Source organism: Demequina pelophila (genome assembly GCF_000971175.1).
In the GTDB taxonomy this organism is placed as follows: Bacteria; Actinomycetota; Actinomycetes; order Actinomycetales; family Demequinaceae; genus Demequina; species Demequina pelophila.
Genome location: NZ_BBLY01000005.1, coordinates 272,794 through 295,184, shown reverse-complemented (window position 1 = coordinate 295,184; position 22,391 = coordinate 272,794). Strand labels below are relative to the sequence as shown.

The 22,391-nt window shown below is 68.4% G+C and carries 21 protein-coding genes; all 21 read left to right on the top strand.

Annotated features, from left to right (window positions below):
* The first annotated feature begins 12 nt into the window (after positions 1-12).
* A complete protein-coding gene (gene rplA / locus AOM03_RS09405) occupies positions 13-711 on the top strand; it encodes a 50S ribosomal protein L1 (protein ID WP_062380659.1) in 699 nt (232 codons plus the stop codon).
* A 429-nt stretch (positions 712-1,140) separates the two neighbouring features.
* Entirely contained in the window at positions 1,141-1,662 is a 522-nt protein-coding gene (gene rplJ, locus AOM03_RS09400; protein ID WP_062380657.1) for a 50S ribosomal protein L10, read from the top strand.
* A 57-nt stretch (positions 1,663-1,719) separates the two neighbouring features.
* Positions 1,720-2,106, top strand: coding sequence for a 50S ribosomal protein L7/L12 (rplL, locus tag AOM03_RS09395; RefSeq protein ID WP_062380655.1), 387 nt, complete (start codon positions 1,720-1,722; stop codon positions 2,104-2,106).
* Between the two features lie 144 nt (positions 2,107-2,250).
* Positions 2,251-4,443, top strand: coding sequence for an acyltransferase family protein (locus AOM03_RS09390; protein WP_062380653.1), 2,193 nt, complete (start codon positions 2,251-2,253; stop codon positions 4,441-4,443).
* Positions 4,444-4,665: 222 nt separating this feature from the next.
* Positions 4,666-8,139: a DNA-directed RNA polymerase subunit beta gene (gene rpoB / locus AOM03_RS09385; RefSeq protein ID WP_062380651.1), complete on the top strand. Its 3,474-nt coding sequence runs from the start codon at positions 4,666-4,668 to the stop codon at positions 8,137-8,139.
* Positions 8,140-8,214: 75 nt separating this feature from the next.
* A complete protein-coding gene (locus tag AOM03_RS09380) occupies positions 8,215-12,087 on the top strand; it encodes a DNA-directed RNA polymerase subunit beta' (RefSeq protein ID WP_062380649.1) in 3,873 nt (1,290 codons plus the stop codon).
* A 205-nt stretch (positions 12,088-12,292) separates the two neighbouring features.
* A complete protein-coding gene (rpsL, locus tag AOM03_RS09375) occupies positions 12,293-12,670 on the top strand; it encodes a 30S ribosomal protein S12 (protein ID WP_062380647.1) in 378 nt (125 codons plus the stop codon).
* The gene (rpsG, locus tag AOM03_RS09370) at positions 12,670-13,140 is read left to right on the top strand and encodes a 30S ribosomal protein S7 (protein WP_062380644.1); all 471 of its coding nucleotides are present in this window, start codon (positions 12,670-12,672) and stop codon (positions 13,138-13,140) included. The genes rpsL and rpsG overlap by 1 nt, the downstream gene beginning before the upstream one ends.
* A gap of 45 nt (positions 13,141-13,185) precedes the next feature.
* Entirely contained in the window at positions 13,186-15,300 is a 2,115-nt protein-coding gene (gene fusA / locus AOM03_RS09365; RefSeq protein WP_062380642.1) for an elongation factor G, read from the top strand.
* Positions 15,301-15,419: 119 nt separating this feature from the next.
* Positions 15,420-16,610 (top strand): elongation factor Tu, encoded by a 1,191-nt coding sequence (gene tuf, locus AOM03_RS09360; protein ID WP_062380640.1) that lies wholly within the window; start codon positions 15,420-15,422, stop codon positions 16,608-16,610.
* A gap of 456 nt (positions 16,611-17,066) precedes the next feature.
* On the top strand, positions 17,067-17,375 hold the full coding sequence (rpsJ, locus tag AOM03_RS09355) for a 30S ribosomal protein S10 (RefSeq protein WP_042213186.1): 309 nt from the start codon (positions 17,067-17,069) through the stop codon (positions 17,373-17,375).
* A 28-nt stretch (positions 17,376-17,403) separates the two neighbouring features.
* Positions 17,404-18,066 carry a 50S ribosomal protein L3 gene (gene rplC / locus AOM03_RS09350; RefSeq protein WP_062380638.1) on the top strand — a complete coding sequence of 221 codons (663 nt, stop codon included), beginning with the start codon at positions 17,404-17,406 and terminating at the stop codon, positions 18,064-18,066.
* Between the two features lie 5 nt (positions 18,067-18,071).
* Complete coding sequence (gene rplD / locus AOM03_RS09345) at positions 18,072-18,716, top strand: 50S ribosomal protein L4 (protein ID WP_062380805.1); 645 nt, start codon at positions 18,072-18,074, stop codon at positions 18,714-18,716.
* A 1-nt stretch (position 18,717) separates the two neighbouring features.
* Positions 18,718-19,023: a 50S ribosomal protein L23 gene (gene rplW / locus AOM03_RS09340; RefSeq protein ID WP_062380636.1), complete on the top strand. Its 306-nt coding sequence runs from the start codon at positions 18,718-18,720 to the stop codon at positions 19,021-19,023.
* A 15-nt stretch (positions 19,024-19,038) separates the two neighbouring features.
* Positions 19,039-19,878, top strand: a complete 840-nt coding sequence (rplB, locus tag AOM03_RS09335) for a 50S ribosomal protein L2 (RefSeq protein WP_062380634.1) — start codon at positions 19,039-19,041, stop codon at positions 19,876-19,878.
* 12 nt (positions 19,879-19,890) lie between these two features.
* Complete coding sequence (gene rpsS / locus AOM03_RS09330; RefSeq protein WP_062380632.1) at positions 19,891-20,169, top strand: 30S ribosomal protein S19; 279 nt, start codon at positions 19,891-19,893, stop codon at positions 20,167-20,169.
* Positions 20,170-20,202: 33 nt separating this feature from the next.
* A complete protein-coding gene (gene rplV / locus AOM03_RS09325; protein WP_062380630.1) occupies positions 20,203-20,562 on the top strand; it encodes a 50S ribosomal protein L22 in 360 nt (119 codons plus the stop codon).
* A gap of 12 nt (positions 20,563-20,574) precedes the next feature.
* A complete protein-coding gene (gene rpsC / locus AOM03_RS09320) occupies positions 20,575-21,384 on the top strand; it encodes a 30S ribosomal protein S3 (protein WP_062380628.1) in 810 nt (269 codons plus the stop codon).
* 3 nt (positions 21,385-21,387) lie between these two features.
* Positions 21,388-21,807, top strand: coding sequence for a 50S ribosomal protein L16 (rplP, locus tag AOM03_RS09315; protein ID WP_062380626.1), 420 nt, complete (start codon positions 21,388-21,390; stop codon positions 21,805-21,807).
* The gene (gene rpmC / locus AOM03_RS09310; protein ID WP_062380624.1) at positions 21,807-22,046 is read left to right on the top strand and encodes a 50S ribosomal protein L29; all 240 of its coding nucleotides are present in this window, start codon (positions 21,807-21,809) and stop codon (positions 22,044-22,046) included. The genes rplP and rpmC overlap by 1 nt, the downstream gene beginning before the upstream one ends.
* 11 nt (positions 22,047-22,057) lie before the next feature.
* Positions 22,058-22,345 (top strand): 30S ribosomal protein S17, encoded by a 288-nt coding sequence (gene rpsQ / locus AOM03_RS09305; RefSeq protein ID WP_042213157.1) that lies wholly within the window; start codon positions 22,058-22,060, stop codon positions 22,343-22,345.
* The last annotated feature ends 46 nt before the right edge of the window (positions 22,346-22,391 follow it).

Genomic DNA, 22,391 nt, shown 5'->3' with positions numbered 1-22,391 from the left:
AGGAAGAAGCAGATGACCAAGCGCTCCAAGGCTTACCGCGACGCAGCCCAGCTCGTCGACCGCAGCCAGCTCTACACCCCGATCGAGGCCGTGCGCCTCGCTCAGAAGACGTCCTCCAAGAAGGCCGACTCGACCATCGACGTCGTCTTCAAGCTCGGCGTCGACCCGCGTCACGCGGACCAGATGGTCCGTTCCACCGTCATCCTGCCGCACGGCACCGGCAAGACCGCCAGGGTCCTGGTCTTCGCCAACGGTGACAAGGCAGAGGCGGCCCGCGAGGCGGGCGCCGACATCGTCGGTGGCGACGAGCTCATCGCCGAGGTTCAGGAGGGCCGCGCGGACTTCGACGCCGTCGTCGCCACCCCCGACCTCATGGGCAAGGTGGGTCGCCTGGGCCGCGTGCTCGGCCCCCGCGGCCTCATGCCGAACCCCAAGACCGGCACCGTGACCATGGACGTCACCAAGGCCGTGTCCGAGATCAAGGGCGGAAAGATCGAGTTCCGCGTCGACAAGCACGCCAACCTGCACACCGTGCTGGGCAAGGCGTCCTTCGGCGACGAGAAGCTCCTCGAGAACTTCCGCGCCGTCCTCGACGAGGTCCTGCGTGTGAAGCCCTCCGCCGCGAAGGGCAAGTACATCATCAAGGCCGCCATCTCGGCGACCCAGGGCCCCGGCATCCCGGTCGACGCCGCCGCCAAGGTCGAGGCGTAAGCCTCCGCACCGCCCGGCAGTAGAGCAGGCCTGCCCCGCAGGTACCACTGCATCGAGGCCCCGGCCCCCGCAAGGGGGTCGGGGCCTTCGCCGTTCCCGGGGACGATGCGCGGGCGGGCCTCCCACGGCCCCGTCCCCCGCGCATCGTCCCCGGGCACGACGGCGAGCGAGGCCACGGGTTGGCAATCCGCGGGACATCGCGTATAGTCGTAGAGCCCAAGACCGCCGGTCGTCGGGTCCGGTTCGCCGGACACGGCCGAAGTCCCGCATCAGCGGGGTCCAGCGCAGGTGAACTGGAGCGCACACGCGCGCACTTGGGCGGCTCACGCAGCCGCCCTTTTTCGTGCGCGGAGCGCATTCGGCCCCGCCTGCGCGGGGCCTTCTCTGTGTCGGGACGGGCGCGGTGGTCACTTCAACGGAAGGACAACTATGGCGACGCCAGACAAGGTGGCCGCGGTAGCCGAGCTCACGGACAAGTTCCGTGGGTCCAGCGCCGTGCTGATCACCGAGTACCGCGGCCTGACTGTCCCGCAGCTCGCCGAGCTGCGCGGCAATCTCCGCGGCGCCGCGACGTACCACGTCGCGAAGAACACTCTGACGGCGCTCGCGGCCAAGGAAGCCGGCGTGGAGGGTCTCGACCCCATGCTGTCCGGCCCCACGGCCATTGCATTCGTCACCGGCGACCCGGTGGAGGCTGCAAAGGGTCTCAAGGCTTTTGCCAAGGAGAACGACAAGCTCGTCATCAAGGGCGGCGTTCTCGAAGGCAAGGTGATCTCGGAGGACGAGGTCAAGAAGCTGGCGGACCTCGAGTCCCGCGATGTTCTGCTCGCCAAGGCAGCGGGCGCCATGAAGGCGTCGCTCTTTGGTGCTGCGTACCTGTTCCAGGCGCCGCTCGCTCAGGCAGCGCGCGCCGTCGACGCCCTGCGCGCGAAGCAGGAAGACGCGGCCTAACGGCCGCACCCCACCCCATTCATCTGCTTCACGCAGGCTAAAGAGAAGGAAGTCATCATGGCTAAGCTCACCACCGAGGAGCTCATCGAGCAGTTCAAGGAGCTCTCGCTCATCGAGCTCTCGGAGTTCGTCAAGGCGTTCGAGGAGACCTTCGAGGTCACCGCCGCCGCCCCGGCCGCCGTGGCCGTTGCCGCCCCCGCCGGCGGCGAGGCCGCCGCCGAGGTCGAGGAGAAGGACGAGTTCGACGTCATCCTCGCCTCGTTCGGCGACAAGAAGATCGCGGTCATCAAGGAGGTGCGTGCCCTCACCGGTCTCGGCCTCGGCGAGGCCAAGGCCCTGGTCGACGGTGCTCCGAAGCCCGTCCTCGAGGGTGCCAAGAAGGAGGACGCCGAGAAGGCCAAGGCTCAGCTCGAGGGCGCCGGCGCGACCGTCGAGCTCAAGTAACTCCCCGCGGCTCAGCCGCACCTGGTGACGGGGCCGGGTCCTTCGGGACCCGGCCCCGTTCGCCTTCCCCGGCGGGGGACGATGCCCGGCCGGCCCGGGCGGCATGCCTCGCCTTCGCACGAACCTGTGGGAGTATCGCGACCGATGCTGGAACTGTCCCCGTCCCACCCGTCGCCGGCGCCGCCGCGCGCGTCTCGTCGCCACCCGTCGCCGGCGCCGCCGCGCGCGTCTCGTCGCCACGCGGCGCCGCGGACGCCCGCGTCGGAGCCCGGATTCCGGCCCGACATCCAGGCGCTGCGCGCGCTCGCCGTGGTGCTCGTGGTCGCCTTCCACCTCTGGCCCGGCGCGGTCACCGGCGGGTACGTCGGCGTCGACGTCTTCTTCGTGATCTCCGGCTTCCTCATCACCTCGCACCTGTGGCGCGAGGCGGCCATGACCGGCCGCATCCGGCTCGGCCGCTTCTGGGCCCGGCGCGCGCGGCGCCTGCTGCCGTCGGCGCTGCTGGTGCTGTTCGTGTCCGCGATCGCGACCGCGATCCTCGCGCCGGCCGCCTCCGTGGTCTCCTTCCTGCACGAGCACCTCGCGGCGGCCCTCTATGGCGAGAACTGGTTCCTCGCCGCGCTGTCCGTCGACTACCTGGGCGCGGGCTCGGCCGAGTCGCCGGTGGTCCACTACTGGTCGCTCTCGGTCGAGGAGCAGTTCTACGTCCTCCTCCCGCTCGCCCTCGTCGCGGTGCTCGCGGCCTCGGCCCGGGCGCGCCTGCCCCGGCGCGCGGCCGTGCTGGGCCTCTTCGCCGCCCTGGGCGTCGCATCGTTCCTGCTCAGCGTGGTGCAGACGCCCGATACCTCGGCGGCGTACTTCTCGACGTTCACCCGGCTGTGGGAGTTCGTGCTCGGCGGGATCGTCGCCGTCGCGCTGACCCGGGTGCGCCGCGTTCGTCTCGCGGTCCCCGTGGGGCTCGCCGCGATCCTCGTCGCCGCCTTCGCCTTCGACGCGTCGACGCCGTTCCCCGGCCACGCGGCCGCGCTGCCCGTGCTGGGCGCGGCGCTGCTCCTCGCCGGCGGGGCCGACTCGGTCCTGTCGCGTGCCGGCTCGTGGGCCCCGGTCGCGCACCTGGGGCGCACCTCCTACGCGATCTACCTGTGGCACTGGCCGTTGGTGGTGCTCGTGCCGTTCGCGACGGGCCGCGAGCTGGGGCATGGGGACCGGGTCGCGATCGTCGTCGCGACCGTGGTGCTCGCCGCGCTCACCACGCGGTTCGTCGAGGACCCCATGCGCTTCTCGCCCCGGCTCCTCGCGGGCCGGTCGCCGGCCATGGTCGCCGCGTGGTCGCTCGCGGGCATGGCGGCCGTGGCCGCGGCCGTCGGGGTAGGGCTGGTCGGCGCCCACCTGAGGGCGGAGGCCGAGCGCGAGGCCGCCGAGCAGATCGTCGAGCGTGCCGAGGAGATCGCCGATGCGGCGGGGCCCTCCGGCGATGACGTGGCCGGGGACGTGGCCGGGTCTCCCGAGCCGGTGGACTGTCTGGGCGCGGGGACGCTCCTGCACCCCGACGAGTGCGCGGATGCGCCCGCGACGCACTTCGTGCCCGCGCTCGCGGACCTGGCCTCCGACGACGCCAACCGCGCGGAGTGCTGGTCCGGACTCGCCTCGCCGGAATTCAACCTGTGCACGGTGGGCCGCGTCGACGCGCCCGTGCGCTACCTGGTCCTGGGCGACTCCCACTCCAACGTCCTGCTGGCCGCGTACGACCGGCTCGCTCAGGAGCGCGGCTGGCGGTTCGACGTCGCGGGTCACGCCGGGTGCTATCTGACCACCAGGGCGCTCGAGCCCGAGGGTTCCGACCGGCGCGAGGGCTGCGACGCCTGGCGTGCCGCGGCGCTCGACGCCGCCGCCGGCGCGGACGGCTACGACGCGGTGATCGTCACCCGCCGCCTGCCCCCGAACGTCACCGGGGATCTGGTGGGCGCCGAGGTCGACGGGCTCGTGGAGGCGTGGGCATCCGTGCCCGCGGGCGTGCCGGTCGTGGTGATCGAGGACAATCCGCGCCTGGGAAGCGACGTCGCCGACTGCCTCGCCTTCGAGGGGCCCGACGGCGCGGCGGCGTGCGCGGTCGAGCGCGGGCAGGCGCTGCCGGCGGATCCGCAGGCGCAGGCCGCCTCTCGCGTGCCCGCCGCGCGCCTGGTCGACCTGTCCGACCTCTTCTGCGACGCGACCGCCTGCCCCGCGGTGATCGGGGGAGTCGTGGTCTACCGGCCCGACGGCCACCACGTGACGGCGAGTTACGCGCGCACCTTCGCGCCGGTGCTGGGGGACCGGATCGCGGCGGCGGCCGGCTGAGGCCTGGTCGTTCGGGCGTGTCCGGCGTGTCGGCTGGCGCGCATCGCGCGGTGGTGGACAATCCGCGCCGCGCCGTGTACGCTAGCCACTTGCGCTGTCTATTGCCCTGCCCTCATATGCCTACCCTGTGTGCCCCGCTTGTAGCGGGTTCAGCCCTGGGATCCGGTGGAGCCGCGGCTAGGCATCGTGGTGACTCACGATAACAGAGGGAAGGAACCACCCTTGGCTGCCTCGCGCACCGATTCCGCCATCGCCAACCGTTCCGCATCGCGCCGTATCTCCTTCGCCCAGATCTCCGAGCCCATCGAGGTGCCCAACCTCATCGGCCTGCAGACCGAGAGCTTCGACTGGCTCCTGGGCAACGAGACCTGGAAGGCTCGCGTCGACGCGGCCGCGGAGGCGGGGCGCAACGACGTCCCGCTGGTGGCCGGACTGGACGAGATCTTCGAGGAGATCTCGCCGATCGAGGACTTCGGACAGACCATGTCCCTGTCCTTCTCCGACCCGTACTTCGAGGAGCCGCGGTACACGCCGGCGCAGTGCAAGGAGAAGGACCTCACCTACGCGGCGCAGCTGTTCGTCACCGCGGAGTTCATGAACAACACCACCGGCGAGATCAAGTCGCAGACGGTGTTCATGGGCGACTTCCCGCTGATGACCGACCGCGGCACGTTCATCGTGAACGGCACCGAGCGCGTCGTCGTCTCGCAGCTGGTCCGTTCGCCCGGCGTCTACTTCGAGCGCACCCCCGACAAGACGTCCGACAAGGACATCTTCACCGCCAAGGTGATCCCGTCGCGCGGCGCGTGGCTCGAGTTCGAGATCGACAAGCGCGACGCCGTGGGCGTGCGCGTCGACCGCAAGCGCAAGCAGCCCGTCACCCTGTTCCTCAAGGCGCTCGGCCTGTCGGACGAGGAGATCGCGGAGGAGTTCGCGGAGTTCCCCGCCGTGCTCGACACCCTGTCCAAGGACACGGTGCACGGCCACGAGGAGGCGCTCGTCGACCTCTACCGCAAGCTCCGTCCGGGCGAGCCGCCGACCGTCGAGGCGGGCCAGAACCTGCTCGACAACTTCTACTTCAACTCCAAGCGCTACGACCTCGCCAAGGTGGGCCGCTTCAAGCTCAACAAGAAGCTGGGCGTGGGCAAGGAGCTGGGCGACTCGGTGCTGGGCGTCGACGACATCGTCGCGACCATCAAGTACATCGCCGCCGCGCACGCCGGCATGGACTCGATGTCCTCGCCCACGGGCGACGTCCGCGTCGAGACCGACGACATCGACCACTTCGGCAACCGCCGCATCCGCGCCGTCGGCGAGCTGATCCAGAACCAGATCCGCACCGGCCTGTCGCGCATGGAGCGCGTGGTCCGCGAGCGCATGACCACGCAGGACGTCGAGGCGATCACGCCGCAGACGCTCATCAACACGCGTCCGGTCGTCGCCGCGATCCGCGAGTTCTTCGGCACCTCGCAGCTGTCGCAGTTCATGGACCAGAACAACCCGCTCGCGGGCCTGACCCACAAGCGCCGCCTCTCGGCGCTCGGCCCCGGCGGTCTGTCCCGTGACCGCGCGGGCATGGAGGTCCGTGACGTCCACGCCTCGCACTACGGCCGCATGTGCCCCATCGAGACTCCTGAAGGCCCGAACATCGGCCTCATTGGGTCGCTCGCGTCCTTCGGCCGCATCAACCCGCTCGGCTTCGTCGAGACCCCCTACCGCAAGGTGGTCAAGGGTGTCGTCACCGACCGGGTCGACTACCTGACCGCGGATGACGAGGACCACTTCGTGATCGCGCAGGCGAACGCGGAGCTCGACGAGAACGGCCAGTTCGTCGACGAGCGCATCCTCGTGCGCGCCAAGGACGGCGAGGTCGAGTTCGTCGCCCGCGAGGCGGTCGACTACATGGACGTCTCGGCGCGCCAGATGGTGTCCGTCGCGACGGCCCTCATCCCGTTCCTCGAGCACGACGACGCCAACCGCGCGCTCATGGGCGCGAACATGCAGCGCCAGGCGGTGCCGCTGGTCCGCTCGGAGGCGCCGCTCGTCGGCACCGGCATGGAGCGCCGCGCCGCGATCGACGCGGGCGACGTGGTCGTGGCCTCGAAGGCCGGCGTGGTGACCGAGGTCTCCTCGGACCTCGTCACCGTCGCGCACGACGACGCCACCACCGGCTCGTACCGCATCGCCAAGTTCGAGCGCTCGAACCAGGGCACCAGCTACAACCAGCGCGTGCTGGTCGACGAGGGCGACGTGATCGTGCCCGGCTCGGTCATCGCGGACGGCCCGGCGACGGACGAGGGCGACCTCGCGCTCGGCCGCAACCTGCTGGTCGCCTTCATGTGCTGGGAGGGTCACAACTACGAGGACGCGATCATCCTGTCGCAGCGCCTCGTCCAGGACGACGTGCTGTCGTCGATCCACATCGAGGAGCACGAGGTCGACGCGCGCGACACCAAGCTCGGCCCCGAGGAGATCACCCGCGACATCCCGAACGCCTCGGAGGAGGCGCTCGCCGACCTCGACGAGCGCGGCATCATCCGCATCGGCGCCGAGGTCCGCGCGGGAGACATCCTCGTGGGCAAGGTCACCCCGAAGGGCGAGACCGAGCTCACCCCGGAGGAGCGCCTGCTGCGCGCGATCTTCGGAGAGAAGGCCCGCGAGGTGCGCGACACCTCCCTCAAGGTGCCCCACGGCGAGTCCGGCACGGTCATCGGCGTGCGCGTGTTCACCGAGGAGGACGGCGACGACCTCCCCGCCGGCGTGAACCAGCTGGTCCGCGTCCACATCGCGCAGCGCCGCAAGATCCAGGAGGGCGACAAGCTCGCCGGCCGCCACGGCAACAAGGGCGTCATCTCGACGATCCTGCCGGTCGAGGACATGCCGTTCCTCGAGGACGGCACGCCGGTCGACGTCATCCTCAACCCGCTGGGTGTGCCCGGCCGCATGAACGTCGGTCAGGTCCTCGAGACCCACACCGGCTGGATCGCGAAGCACGGCTGGGACGCCACGGACGCCACGGGCGAGTGGACCAAGAACCTGCCCGACCACGCCCGCGTGTCGGAGCCGGGCCGCCCCGTCGCCACCCCGGTGTTCGACGGCCTGCGCGAGGACGTCCTGGGCGGCCTGCGCACGGTGGTCAACCCGAACCGCGACGGCGAGCGCCTGGTCAACCAGGAGGGCAAGGCCCGCCTGTTCGACGGCCGCTCGGGCGAGCCGTTCCCGGCGCCGATCGCGGTGGGCTACAAGTACATCCTCAAGCTCCACCACCTGGTCGACGACAAGATCCACGCGCGCTCGACCGGTCCGTACTCGATGATCACGCAGCAGCCGCTGGGCGGCAAGGCCCAGTTCGGTGGCCAGCGCTTCGGCGAGATGGAGGTGTGGGCCCTCGAGGCGTACGGCGCCGCTTACGCGCTCCAGGAGCTCCTCACCATCAAGTCGGACGACGTGGCGGGCCGCGTGAAGGTCTACGAGGCGATCGTCAAGGGCCAGAACATCCCCGAGCCGGGCCTGCCCGAGTCGTTCCGCGTCCTCATGAAGGAGATGCAGTCGCTCTGCCTGAACGTCGAGGTCCTCAACACCGAGGGCCACGTGATCGAGATGCGCGAGTCGGACGACGACGCCTATCAGGCGGCGGAGTCGCTGGGCATCTCGCTGTCCAGCCGCCCCGATGCCTCGAGCGTCGACGAGATCTGACGAGCCGTACGCGCTCACTCCATACAGAAGAAGTTTTCGGTGCCGGCGTCCCGCCGGCAGTAAGGAAGTAGAACCTTGCTCGACGTGAACGAGTTCGGCGATCTGCGCATCGGCCTCGCCTCCGCGGAGGACATCCGCACCTGGTCCCACGGGGAGGTGAAGAAGCCCGAGACCATCAACTACCGCACGCTCAAGCCGGAGAAGGACGGCCTGTTCTGCGAGAAGATCTTCGGTCCCACCCGCGACTGGGAGTGCGGCTGCGGCAAGTACAAGCGCGTTCGCTACCGCGGCATCGTCTGTGAGCGCTGCGGCGTCGAGGTGACCCGCTCGAAGGTCCGCCGTGAGCGGATGGGCCACATCGAACTGGCCGCCCCGGTCACCCACATCTGGTACTTCAAGGGCGTCCCGTCGCGCCTGGGCTACCTGCTCGACCTCGCCCCCAAGGACCTCGAGAAGGTCATCTACTTCGCGGCCTACATGGTCACCGAGGTGGACGAGGAGGGCCGCCACGAGGACCTTCCCCAGCTCCGCAACGAGCTGGAGAAGGAGAAGAAGGCGATCGTCAACCAGCGCGACGTCGACATCAACGCCCGCGCGGAGAAGCTCGAGAAGGACCTCGCCGAGCTCGAGGCCGAGGGCGCCAAGGCCGACGTGAAGCGCAAGGTCAAGGACGGCGCCGAGCGCGAGATGGCGAACCTGCGCAAGCGCGCGGACGCCGAGGTCGAGCGCCTCGACGCGATCTTCGACCGCTTCGCCAACCTCAAGGTCCAGGACCTCGAGGGCGACGAGATGCTGTACCGCGAGATGTCGCGTCGTTACGGCTCGTACTTCAAGGGCTCGATGGGCGCCGAGGCGATCCAGAAGCGCCTGCAGACGTTCGACCTCGAGGCGGAGTCCGAGAACCTGCGCGAGATCATCGCCAACGGCAAGGGCCAGCGGAAGACCCGCGCGCTCAAGCGCCTCAAGGTGGTGACCGCGTTCCTCACGACCACCAACTCGCCCGAGGGCATGGTGCTCGACTGCGTGCCGGTCATCCCGCCGGACCTGCGCCCCATGGTCCAGCTCGACGGTGGCCGCTTCGCGACCTCCGACCTCAACGACCTGTACCGCCGCGTCATCAACCGCAACAACCGCCTCAAGCGTCTGCTCGACCTCGGTGCGCCCGAGATCATCGTGAACAACGAGAAGCGCATGCTGCAGGAGGCCGTCGACTCGCTGTTCGACAACGGCCGTCGCGGCCGCCCGGTCACGGGCCCCGGCAACCGCCCCCTCAAGTCCATCTCGGACATGCTCAAGGGCAAGCAGGGCCGCTTCCGTCAGAACCTGCTGGGCAAGCGCGTCGACTACTCGGGCCGTTCGGTCATCGTCGTCGGCCCGACCCTCAAGCTGCACCAGTGCGGTCTGCCCAAGCAGATGGCGCTCGAGCTGTTCAAGCCCTTCGTCATGAAGCGCCTGGTCGAGCTCAACCACGCGCAGAACATCAAGTCCGCCAAGCGCATGGTCGAGCGCAGCCGTTCCGAGGTGTGGGACGTGCTCGAGGAGGTCATCCGCGAGCACCCGGTCCTGCTGAACCGTGCGCCCACGCTGCACCGCCTGGGCATCCAGGCCTTCGAGCCGCAGCTGGTCGAGGGCAAGGCCATCCACCTGCACCCGCTCGTCTGCGGCGCGTTCAACGCCGACTTCGACGGCGACCAGATGGCGGTCCACCTGCCGCTGTCGGCCGAGGCGCAGGCCGAGGCCCGCGTGCTCATGCTGTCGAGCAACAACATCCTCAAGCCGTCGGACGGCCGCCCGGTGACCATGCCCTCGCAGGACATGATCATCGGCCTCTACCACCTGTCCCTCCAGAAGGAGGACCAGAAGGGCGAGGGCCTCGTGTTCGGCTCGCAGTCCGAGGCGATGATGGCGCTCGACGCCGGCACGCTGTCGCTCAACGCGGAGATCCGCCTGCGCGTGGACGGCGACACCGTCCCGCCGGTCGACTTCGAGCTGCCCGAGGGCCACGTGGCGGGGGAGCCATTCATGCTCACCACGACGCTGGGCCGCTCGCTCTTCAACGACACCCTGCCGGTCTCGTACCCGTACGTGAACCGGAACGTCGACAAGAAGGTGCTCGGCGACATCGTCAACACCCTCGCGGAGCGCTACCCGAAGGTGGAGGTCGCCGCCTCGCTCGACGCCCTCAAGGCCGCCGGCTTCTACTGGGCGACCCGCTCGGGCATCACGATCGCCATCGGCGACGTGGCCACGCCCCGGAACAAGCACGAGATCCTCGAGCGCTACGAGTCCAAGGCCGCCAAGGTCCAGGATCAGTTCGAGACCGGTCTGATCACCGACGACGAGCGTCGTCAGGAGCTCATCGAGATCTGGACCCAGGCGACCAACGAGGTCGACAAGTCGATGCGTGACAACTTCCCGAAGCACAACACGGTGCACACCATGGTGGGCTCGGGCGCGCGAGGCAACTGGATGCAGGTCCGTCAGATCGCCGGTATGCGCGGCCTGGTGGCCAACCCGAAGGGTGACATCATCCCGCGACCCATCAAGTCGAACTACCGCGAGGGTCTGTCCGTCCTCGAGTACTTCATCGCGACCCACGGTGCCCGCAAGGGCCTCGCGGACACCGCGCTGCGTACCGCGGACTCGGGCTACCTCACGCGTCGTCTGGTGGACGTGTCGCAGGACGTCATCGTCCGCGAGGAGGACTGCGGCACCGAGCGGGGCCTGACCATGCCGATCGTCGAGATCGACGCCGCGGGCAACCGCGTGCCGCACGAGCGCGTGGCCACCTCGGTGTTCGCGCGTGCGCTCGCCACGGACGTGGTCGGCCAGGGCGGCGAGGTGCTCGCCGCGGCCGGCTCGGACGCGGGCGACGTGCTCATCGACGCGCTCATCGCGGACGGCGTGGAGGAGGTCAAGGTCCGTTCGGTCCTGACCTGCGAGTCGCCCGTCGGCACCTGCGCCAAGTGCTACGGCCGCTCGCTCGCGACCCGCGAGCTCGTCGACATCGGCGAGGCCGTGGGCATCATCGCGGCCCAGTCGATCGGTGAGCCCGGCACCCAGCTGACCATGCGTACGTTCCACACCGGTGGTGTCGCCTCTGCGGACGACATCACCCAGGGTCTGCCGCGTGTCCAGGAGCTCTTCGAGGCCCGCACCCCCAAGGGTGAGGCCCCGATCTCCGAGGTCGCCGGCAAGCTCAAGGTGGACGACTCGGAGGCCACCCGCCGCCTGGTCATCACCCCCGACAACGGCGACGAGGTCATCGAGTACCCCGTCACCAAGCGCGCCCGCCTGCTGGTGCAGGACGGCGAGCACGTCGAGGTGGGCCAGCAGCTGGTCGCCGGTGCGGTGGACCCCAAGAACGTCCTCCGCATCCTGGGCCCCCGCCAGACGCAGAAGCACCTGGTGGACGAGGTCCAGAACGTGTACCGCTCGCAGGGCGTGGAGATCCACGACAAGCACATCGAGGTCATCGTGCGCCAGATGCTGCGCCGCGTGACCGTGCTGGACTCGGGCGACACGAACCTCCTCCCGGGCGAGCTCGCCGAGCGCGCCCGCTTCGAGAAGGCGAACCGCGCGACCGTCATGGCCGGCGGCAAGCCCGGCTCGGCCCGTCCCGAGCTCATGGGTATCACCAAGGCCTCGCTCGCGACCGAGTCGTGGCTCTCGGCGGCCTCCTTCCAGGAGACCACCCGCGTTCTCACGGAGGCGGCGATGTCCGGCAAGTCGGACCCGCTGCTCGGCCTCAAGGAGAACGTCATCATCGGAAAGCTCATCCCCGCTGGTACGGGCCTTGCCCAGTTCCGGACGGCCTCGATCGAGCCGACCGAGGAGGCCAAGGCCAACCTCTTCCCGACCTTCGGGTACGAGGAGTGGGACGGCCAGTACTTCGGCGAGGGGAGCGGCGAGGCCGTTCCGCTCGAGGAGTTCGACATCCGCGATTGACACGACGGGGTCCGAAAAGGCGGGACCTTCCGCTTTTGACGGTGACGCGGAGCACGGGTATCTTTGATGCTTGTGCCCGCGTCACCGGGCCCCCGAGTCGCGCCTCGGCGCGACATCCCGCTCGAACGACACGCCCGGGCGCGGGGGTCGGCCGACACGACAAAAGAACTTTTGACAGCAGTACCGATACAGACACGGAGAAGTAGTGCCTACGATTCAGCAGCTGGTCAGGAAGGGCCGCCACCCCAAGGCCTCGAAGACCAAGACCCCGGCTCTTCAGTCGAGCCCCCAGCGCCGCGGCGTCTGCACGCGCGTCTACACGACCACCCCGAAGAAGCCGAACTCGGCGCTTCGCAAGGTCGCCCGTGTCCGTCTGTCGACCGGTATCGAGGTCACCGCGTACATCCCGGGTGAGGGCCACAACCTGCAGGAGCACTCGATCGTGCTCGTGCGCGGTGGCCGTGTGAAGGACCTTCCGGGTGTCCGTTACAAGATCGTTCGCGGCTCGCTCGACACCCAGGGTGTCAAGGGCCGCCAGCAGGCTCGCAGCCGTTACGGCGCGAAGATGGAGAAGAAGAAGTAATGCCTCGCAAGGGACCCGCCCCCCGCCGCCCGATCATCAACGACCCCGTCTACGGCGCGCCGGTCGTCACCCAGCTCATCAACAAGGTGCTGCTGGACGGCAAGAAGTCGACCGCCGAGGCCATCGTGTACGGCGCCCTCGAGGGCGTCCGCGAGAAGTCGGGCCAGGACCCGGTCGTCGTGCTCAAGCGCGCGCTCGAGAACATCCGCCCGGCCCTCGAGGTCCGCAGCCGCCGCGTCGGTGGCGCGACCTACCAGGTCCCCGTCGACGTCCGCCCCGTGCGTGCGACCACGCTCGCGCTGCGCTGGCTCGTCGACTTCTCGCGCCAGCGTCGCGAGAAGACCATGACCGAGCGTCTCATGAACGAGATCCTCGACGCCTCGAACGGTCTCGGCGCCGCTGTGAAGCGTCGCGAGGACATGCACAAGATGGCCGAGTCGAACAAGGCGTTCGCGCACTACCGCTGGTAGTCGCAGGCCTCTCGACCCCAACGATCGACAACTAGGAGATACCTCGTGGCACAGGACGTGCTGACGGACCTCAACAAGGTCCGCAACTTCGGCATCATGGCTCACATCGATGCCGGCAAGACGACGACGACCGAGCGGATCCTGTTCTACACGGGTATCACCTACAAGATCGGCGAGGTGCACGACGGCGCCGCGACGATGGACTGGATGGCTCAGGAGCAGGAGCGCGGCATCACGATCACGTCCGCCGCGACGACGTGCTTCTGGGGCGACACCCAGCTCAACATCATCGACACCCCCGGCCACGTGGACTTCACCGTCGAGGTCGAGCGCAACCTGCGCGTCCTCGACGGTGCGGTCGCGGTGTTCGACGGCAAGGAGGGCGTGGAGCCCCAGTCGGAGACCGTGTGGCGTCAGGCGGACAAGTACAACGTCCCGCGCATCTGCTTCGTCAACAAGATGGACAAGCTCGGTGCGGACTTCTACTTCACCGTCGACACCATCAAGTCGCGCCTGGGCGCTCGCCCGCTGGTCATCCAGCTCCCCATCGGCGCCGAGTCCGACTTCCTCGGTGTGGTCGACCTGGTTCAGATGAAGGCCCTCGTGTGGCCCGGCGACGCCAAGGGCGACGTGACCATGGGCGCGCAGTACGAGACCCAGGAGATCCCCGCGGACCTCGCGGACAAGGCGGAGGAGTACCGGGCCGAGCTGCTCGAGACCGTCGCCGAGTCCTCCGAGGAGCTCATGGAGAAGTACCTCGAGGAGGGCGACCTCTCGATCGAGGAGATCAAGTCCGGCATCCGCAAGATGGTGCTCGGCTCCGAGTGCTACCCGGTGCTGTGCGGCTCCGCGTTCAAGAACCGCGGCGTGCAGCCCATGCTCGACGCGGTCGTGGACTACCTCCCGTCGCCGCTGGACATGCCGGCGATCGAGGGCCACGAGCCCGGTGACGAGGAGGTCGTCATCGAGCGTCACGCCGACGCCGACGAGCCCTTCTCCGCGCTCGCGTTCAAGATCATGACGCACCCCTTCTTCGGCCGCCTCACCTACATCCGCGTGTACTCCGGCAAGGTGGACTCCGGCGCCCAGGTCATCAACGCGACCAAGGGCAAGAAGGAGCGCATCGGCAAGGTCTTCCAGATGCACGCCAACAAGGAGAACCCGGTCGACGGCGTCGCCGCGGGCCACATCTACGCCGTGATCGGCCTCAAGGACACCACCACCGGTGACACGCTGTGCGACCCCTCGTCGCCCGTGGTCCTCGAGTCGATGACCTTCCCCGAGCCCGTCATCCACGTCGCGGTCGAGCCCAAGACCAAGGGCGACCAGGAGAAGATGTCGGTCGCGATCCAGAAGCTGGCCGAGGAGGACCCGACCTTCCGCGTCAAGCTGGACGAGGACACCGGCCAGACCGTCATCTCCGGCATGGGCGAGCTGCACCTCGACATCATCGTCGACCGCATGAAGCGCGAGTTCAAGGTCGACGCCAACGTCGGCAAGCCGCAGGTCGCCTACCGCGAGACCATCCGCGGCAAGGTCGAGAAGTACGACTACACGCACAAGAAGCAGACCGGTGGCTCCGGCCAGTTCGCGAAGGTGCAGATCACCATCGAGCCGCTCGAGGCCGAGGGCGACGTCATGTACGAGTTCGACAACGCCGTCACCGGTGGCCGCGTGCCGCGCGAGTACATCCCGTCGGTGGACGCCGGTATCCAGGACGCCATGAACATCGGCATCCTCGCCGGCTACCCGGTCGTGGGCGTCAAGGCGACCCTGGTCGACGGTCAGTACCACGACGTCGACTCGTCGGAGATGGCGTTCAAGATCGCCGGCTCGATGGCCTTCAAGGAGGCCGCGAAGAAGGCCAACCCGGTCATTCTCGAGCCGATGATGGCCGTCGAGGTGCGTACGCCCGAGGACTACATGGGCGACGTCATCGGCGACCTCAACTCCCGCCGTGGCCAGATCCGTCAGATGTCCGACGCCGCCGGCGTCAAGGTCATCGACTCCCTGGTCCCGCTGTCGGAGATGTTCGGCTACGTGGGCGACCTGCGTTCCAAGACGCAGGGCCGTGCCGTGTACTCGATGACCTTCGACAGCTACGCCGAGGTTCCTCGCAACGTGGCCGAGGAGATCATTGCTAAGACCCGGGGCGAGTAAGTCCCACCGGTTGCAGTAGGAAATAATACGACCAGTAGGGATACGCCCCGCGATGGCTGAGCCATCGGCAGTCGGATCCTCTACCCGAGTCTCACAACCCATTCAGGAGGAGAGCCATCATGGCTAAGGCCAAGTTCGAGCGGAACAAGCCGCACGTGAACATCGGCACCATCGGTCACGTCGACCACGGTAAGACGACGCTGACCGCTGCGATCTCGAAGGTGCTGCACGACCAGTACCCCGACCTCAACCCGTTCACGCCGTTCGAGGACATCGACAAGGCTCCCGAGGAGCGCGAGCGCGGTATCACGATCAACATCGCGCACATCGAGTACGAGACCGCGACCCGCCACTACGCGCACGTCGACGCCCCTGGTCACGCCGACTACATCAAGAACATGATCACCGGTGCGGCCCAGATGGACGGCGCGATCCTCGTGGTCGCGGCGACCGACGGCCCGATGGCCCAGACGCGTGAGCACGTGCTGCTCGCCCGCCAGGTGGGTGTGCCCTACCTGCTCGTCGCGCTGAACAAGTCCGACATGGTCGACGACGAGGAGATCCTCGAGCTCGTCGAGTTCGAGGTCCGCGAGCTCCTGTCCTCGCAGGGCTTCGACGGCGACAACGCCCCCGTCATCCAGGTCTCGGCGCTCAAGGCGCTCGAGGGCGACGAGAAGTGGGTCAAGTCGGTCCAGGACCTGATGGCCGCCGTCGACGAGAACGTTCCGGAGCCGGAGCGCGACATGGACAAGCCGTTCCTCATGCCCGTCGAGGACGTCTTCACCATCACCGGTCGTGGCACCGTCGTCACCGGCAAGGTCGAGCGCGGCAAGCTCAAGATCAACTCGGAGGTCGAGATCCTCGGCATCCGCGAGCCGCAGAAGACCACCGTCACCGGTATCGAGATGTTCCACAAGCAGATGGACGAGGCGTGGGCCGGCGAGAACTGCGGCCTGCTGCTCCGTGGCACCAAGCGTGAGGACGTCGAGCGCGGCCAGGTCGTGGTCGCCCCCGGCACCACCACGCCGCACACCAACTTCGAGGGCAAGGTCTACATCCTCAACAAGGATGAGGGTGGCCGCCACAACCCCTTCTACACGAACTACCGTCCGCAGTTCTACATCCGCACCACGGATGTGACCGGCGTCATCACGCTGCCCGAGGGCACCGAGATGGTCATGCCGGGTGACACCACCGAGATGTCGGTCGAGCTCATCCAGCCGATCGCCCTCGAGGAGGGTCAGGGCTTCGCGATCCGCGAGGGTGGCCGCACCGTCGGTTCGGGCACCGTCACCAAGATCATCAAGTAAGTCTTCTCGACTCGCTTCACGAAGGCCCCTCGCCGCCAGGCGGGGGGCCTTCGTGCGTGCCGGGGGACGATGCGACGGCCGGGAGGCCGCCCCGGTCGCCTCGTCGCATGGTCGCCGGGGCGAGCGCGCGGGTCGACGTGGGCGGCGGGGGAGAGGCGGCCCCCTGGGGCGCGTCGTGAGGCGCGCCGTGCATCGTCCGGTGCGCGGGAAGGGAGGCCCGGGGGGCTATCCTGGGGACGTTGCCGGCGGTCCGGTCGCGAGGCATGGCCTTCGACTTGCCACCATCGCCCACTGTCTGGCACAATATTCAGGTTGCCCATTGCGGGCGACCACACCTTCACCCACGACGTCGGCAGAAATGCCTGCCGCACTCGTGTGTCGCGAATACGCGACACGCCCGAGCGCGGGGGTCGGGGGTGATGACCGAATGTTTTACGAGAGAGGCAGACCCACGCCATGGCGGGACAGAAGATCCGCATTCGGCTGAAGAGCTATGACCACGAGGTCATCGACTCCTCGGCCCGCAAGATCGTCGAGACGGTCACGCGTGCTGGCGCGTCTGTGGTGGGCCCCGTCCCGCTGCCGACCGAGAAGAACGTGTTCTGTGTGATCCGTTCGCCCCACAAGTACAAGGACTCCCGCGAGCACTTCGAGATGCGCACCCACAAGCGCCTCATCGACATCGTGGACCCGACGCCCAAGGCCGTCGACTCGCTCATGCGTCTCGACCTGCCCGCGGACGTCAACATCGAGATCAAGCTCTGAACTTCCCTAAGTAAGGATTTCCACCACCATGACTACGACTTCCAATGCCCAGCGCGCGGTCACCGCGCTGCTCGGTACGAAGCTGGGCATGACGCAGGTGTGGGACGCCGAGGGGCGCATCGTGCCCGTCACGGTGCTCCAGGTCGACACCAACGTCGTGACCCAGGTGCGCAACGCTGAGACCGACGGCTACGAGGCTGTCCAGCTCGCGTTCGGCACCGTCGACCCCCGCCGCGTCACCGACCCGCTGAAGGGCCACTTCGAGGCCGCCGGCGTCACGCCGCGCCGCCACGTCGCCGAGGTTCGCACCGCGAACGCGTCCGAGTTCTCGCTCGGCCAGGAGATCACCGCCGAGGTGTTCGAGGCCGGCCAGCTCGTCGACGTGACCGGTACCACCAAGGGCAAGGGCACCGCCGGTGTCATGAAGCGCCACGGCTTCGCCGGTGTGGGCGCCTCGCACGGTGCGCACCGCAACCACCGCAAGCCGGGCTCCATCGGCGGCGCGTCCTACCCCGCCCGCGTCTTCCGCGGCATCAAGATGGCCGGCCGCATGGGCAACGCCCGCAAGACCGTCCAGAACCTCCTCGTCCACTCGGTGGATGCCGAGAAGGGCCTCGTGCTCGTCAAGGGCGCGGTCCCCGGCAACAAGGGTGGCGTCGTCCTCATCCGCTCCGCTGTGAAGGGCGCGTGATCACCATGGCTCACACCAAGACCGAGCTTCCCGCCGAGATCTTCGACGTCGACACGAACGTCCCGCTGATCCACCAGGTCGTCGTCGCGCAGCTCGCCGCGGCACGCCAGGGCACGCACGCCACCAAGACCCGCGGCGAGGTCCGCGGCGGTGGCCGCAAGCCCTACAAGCAGAAGGGCACCGGTCGCGCCCGCCAGGGTTCGACCCGCGCGCCGCAGTTCGCCGGCGGTGGCACCGTCCACGGCCCGCAGCCGCGCGACTACGCCCAGCGCACCAACAAGAAGATGAAGGCCGCCGCGCTGCGTGGCGCCCTGTCCGACCGTGCCCGCGCCGGCCGCGTGCACGTGGTCGACTCGCTGGTCTCGGGCGACGTGCCGTCGACCAAGGCCGCCCTCGAGTCGGTCGCCGCGCTGACCGCGGGCCGCACGGCCCTCGTGGTCGTCGAGCGCGGTGACGACGCGACCTGGATGTCGCTGCGCAACGCCGCGACGGTCCACCTCCTCGCGGTCGACCAGCTCAACACCTACGACGTGCTCGTGAACGACGACACGATCTTCACCCAGGGCGCCTTCGACGCGTTCGTCGCGGGCCCGGCCACCGGCAAGTCCGCGAAGGCCGTCGCGACCGAGTCCGAGGCGGAGGAGAACTGACGTGACCGCTCTGAACAAGGACCCCCGCGACATCATCATCCGACCCATCGTGTCGGAGAAGACCTACGGTCTGATGGACGAGGGCAAGTACACCTTCGAGGTGGACCCGCGCTCGAACAAGACCGAGATCAAGATCGCCGTCGAGCAGATCTTCGACGTGAAGGTCGCCTCGGTCAACACGATCAACCGCAAGGGCAAGGCGCGTCGCACGCGCTTCGGCCTGGGCAAGCGCAAGGACGTCAAGCGCGCCATCGTCACCCTCGTGGGTGACGAGGCGATCGACATCTTCTCCGGCCGGGTCGGCTAGAAGGACAGGTAAGCAATGGCTATTCGCAAGCACAAGCCGACGACGCCGGGCCGCCGCGGCTCGTCCGTCGCCGACTTCGTCGAGGTGACCCGCTCGGAGCCCGAGAAGTCGCTCGTCCGCCCGCTGCACAAGAAGGGCGGCCGCAACAACACCGGTCGTATCACCACCCGTCACCAGGGTGGCGGTCACAAGCGCGCCTACCGCGTGATCGACTTCCGTCGTCACGACAAGGACGGCGTCCCCGCGACCGTCGCACACATCGAGTACGACCCCAACCGCACGGCGCGCATCGCCCTCCTGCACTACGCGGACGGCGAGAAGCGCTACATCATCGCCCCCGAGAAGCTCGGTCAGGGCGACGCGGTGGAGGCCGGCGCCGGTGCCGACATCAAGCCCGGCAACAACCTCCCGCTGCGCAACATCCCGGTGGGTACGGTCGTTCACGCGATCGAGCTCAAGCCGGGCGGCGGCGCCAAGATCGCCCGCTCCGCGGGCGCCTCGGTGCAGCTCGTGGCGAAGGACGGCCCGTATGCGCAGCTGCGCATGCCCTCGGGCGAGATCCGCAACGTCGACGCGCGCTGCCGCGCGACCGTCGGCGAGGTGGGCAACGCCGAGCAGTCCAACATCAACTGGGGCAAGGCCGGCCGCATGCGCTGGAAGGGCAAGCGCCCGACCGTCCGTGGTGTCGTCATGAACCCGGTGGACCACCCGCACGGTGGTGGTGAGGGCAAGACCTCCGGTGGTCGCCACCCGGTGTCGCCGTGGGGCAAGCCCGAGGGCCGCACCCGCCAGCCCAACAAGGAAAGCGACAAGCTCATCGTGCGTCGCCGCAAGACCGGCAAGAACAAGCGATAGGGAGCCTGAGAAATGCCGCGTAGCCTCAAGAAGGGCCCCTTCATCGACGGCCACCTCCTCAAGAAGGTGGACGCCCAGAACGAAGCCGGTACCAAGAACGTCATCAAGACCTGGTCGCGTCGGTCGGTCATCACGCCCGACTTCCTGGGTCACACCTTTGCCGTGCACGACGGCCGCAAGCACGTCCCGGTGTTCGTCACCGAGTCGATGGTTGGGCACAAGCTGGGCGAGTTCGCCCCGACGCGCACGTTCAAGGGCCACGTCAAGGACGACCGCAAGGGCCGCCGCTAAGGCGCCCGAGCGTAGGTAAGAGGAGTCAGAAGTATGGAAGCCAAGGCGCAGACGCGGTACATCCGCGTGACCGCCCAGAAGGCTCGCCGCGTCGTGAACCTGGTCCGTGGTCAGAACGCCCAGGAGGCTGCGGCCTCGCTCAAGTTCCAGCCGCAGGCCGTCGCCACCGACGTGCGCAAGCTCATCGAGTCCGCCGTCGCGAACGCGCGTGTCAAGGCCGAGCAGGCCGGCGAGCGTTTCGACGAGCGCGAGCTCGTCATCAAGGAGATCTTTGTGGATGAGGGTCCGACCATGAAGCGCATTCAGCCGCGCGCTCAGGGTCGTGCCAACCGCATCCTCAAGCGCTCCTGCCACATCACCGTCATCGTCGCGACCCCGGTCGCTGCCAAGTAAGGGAGCCAAAAAATGGGACAGAAGGTCAACCCCCACGGCTACCGCCTGGGCATCACGACCGACCACCGTTCGCGCTGGTTCGCCGACTCGACCAAGAAGGGCGAGCGCTACCGCGACTACGTGGACGAGGACGTCAAGATCCGCAAGCTCATGTCGCAGGGCCTCGAGCGTGCCGGCGTGTCGAAGGTGGAGATCGAGCGCACCCGTGAGCGTGTGCGCGTCGACCTCCACACCGCGCGCCCGGGCATCGTCATCGGCCGCCGCGGCGCCGAGGCGGACAAGCTTCGCGCCAACCTCGAGAAGCTGACCGGCAAGCAGGTCCAGCTCAACATCCTCGAGGTCAAGAACGCCGAGGTCGACGCCCAGCTCGTCGCCCAGGGCATCGCCGAGCAGCTCGCCTCGCGAGTCTCGTTCCGCCGTGCCATGCGCAAGGGCATGCAGTCCGCGCTCCGCGCCGGTGCCAAGGGCATCCGTGTGCAGTGCGCGGGCCGTCTCGGCGGCGCCGAGATGTCGCGTTCGGAGTTCTACCGTGAGGGCCGCGTGCCGCTGCACACCCTCCGCGCGAACATCGACTACGGCTTCTTCGAGGCCCGCACCACCTTCGGCCAGATCGGCGTGAAGGTGTGGATCTACAAGGGCGACATGACGGAGAAGGAGTGGGCCGCCGAGCAGGCGAAGGCCCCCCGTCCGCAGCGTGGCCGTGGTCGTGGCGACCGCGGCGACCGCGGTCCCCGCCGTGACTCCGCCCCCCGCCAGACCGAGGCCCCTGCGGCCGAGGCTCCCGCCGCCGAGGCCAAGGCCGACGCTGGGAAGGAAGGCTAAGACATGCTCATCCCCCGTCGAGTGAAGCACCGCAAGCAGCACCACCCGAAGCGTTCGGGCGCTGCCAAGGGCGGCACCACCGTCTCGTTCGGCGACTTCGGCATCCAGGCTCTCGAGCCCGCCTACGTCACCAACCGCCAGATCGAGGCGGCGCGTATCGCGATGACCCGTCACATCAAGCGTGGCGGAAAGGTGTGGATCAACATCTACCCCGACCGTCCGCTCACCAAGAAGCCCGCCGAGGTCCGCATGGGCTCCGGTAAGGGCTCGCCCGAGTGGTGGGTCGCCAACATCAAGCCCGGCCGCGTCATGTTCGAGCTGGCCGGCGTTCCCGAGGAGCTCGCCCGCGAGGCCATGCGCCGCGCGCAGCACAAGCTCCCCATGAAGACCCGTTTCGTTTCCCGTGAGGGTGGTGACATCTGATGGCCATCGGTACCAAGGACCTCATGCCCTCCGAGCTGGACGGCATGGAGAACGAGCGCCTCCTCGAGGAGCTGAAGAAGGCCAAGGAGGAGCTGTTCAACCTGCGCTTCCAGTCGGCCACCGGTCAGCTCGAGAACCACGGGCGTCTCAAGGCCGTCAAGCGCGACATCGCGCGGATCTACACGATCCTGCGTGAGCGCGAGCTCGGCATCCGCACCGCTCCCTCCGCGAAGGCATAAGGAACAGGACAATGTCGACCAAGAAGCACACGACGGCGACCGAGGAGCACCGCGCCTACCGCAAGACGCGCCGCGGCTACGTGACGTCGGACAAGATGGACAAGACCATCACCGTGGAGATCGAGGACCGCGTCAAGCACCCGCTCTACGGCAAGGTCATGCGCCGTACCAGCAAGATCAAGGCCCACGACGAGGCCAACACCGCCGGCATCGGCGACCTCGTCGTGGTCATGGAGACCCGGCCGCTGTCCGCTTCCAAGCGGTGGCGCCTGGTCGAGATCGTCGAGAAGGCCAAGTAACTAGGTTCGACCAGGCTCGCTCCGCGGAGCGAGAACCAGACGACAG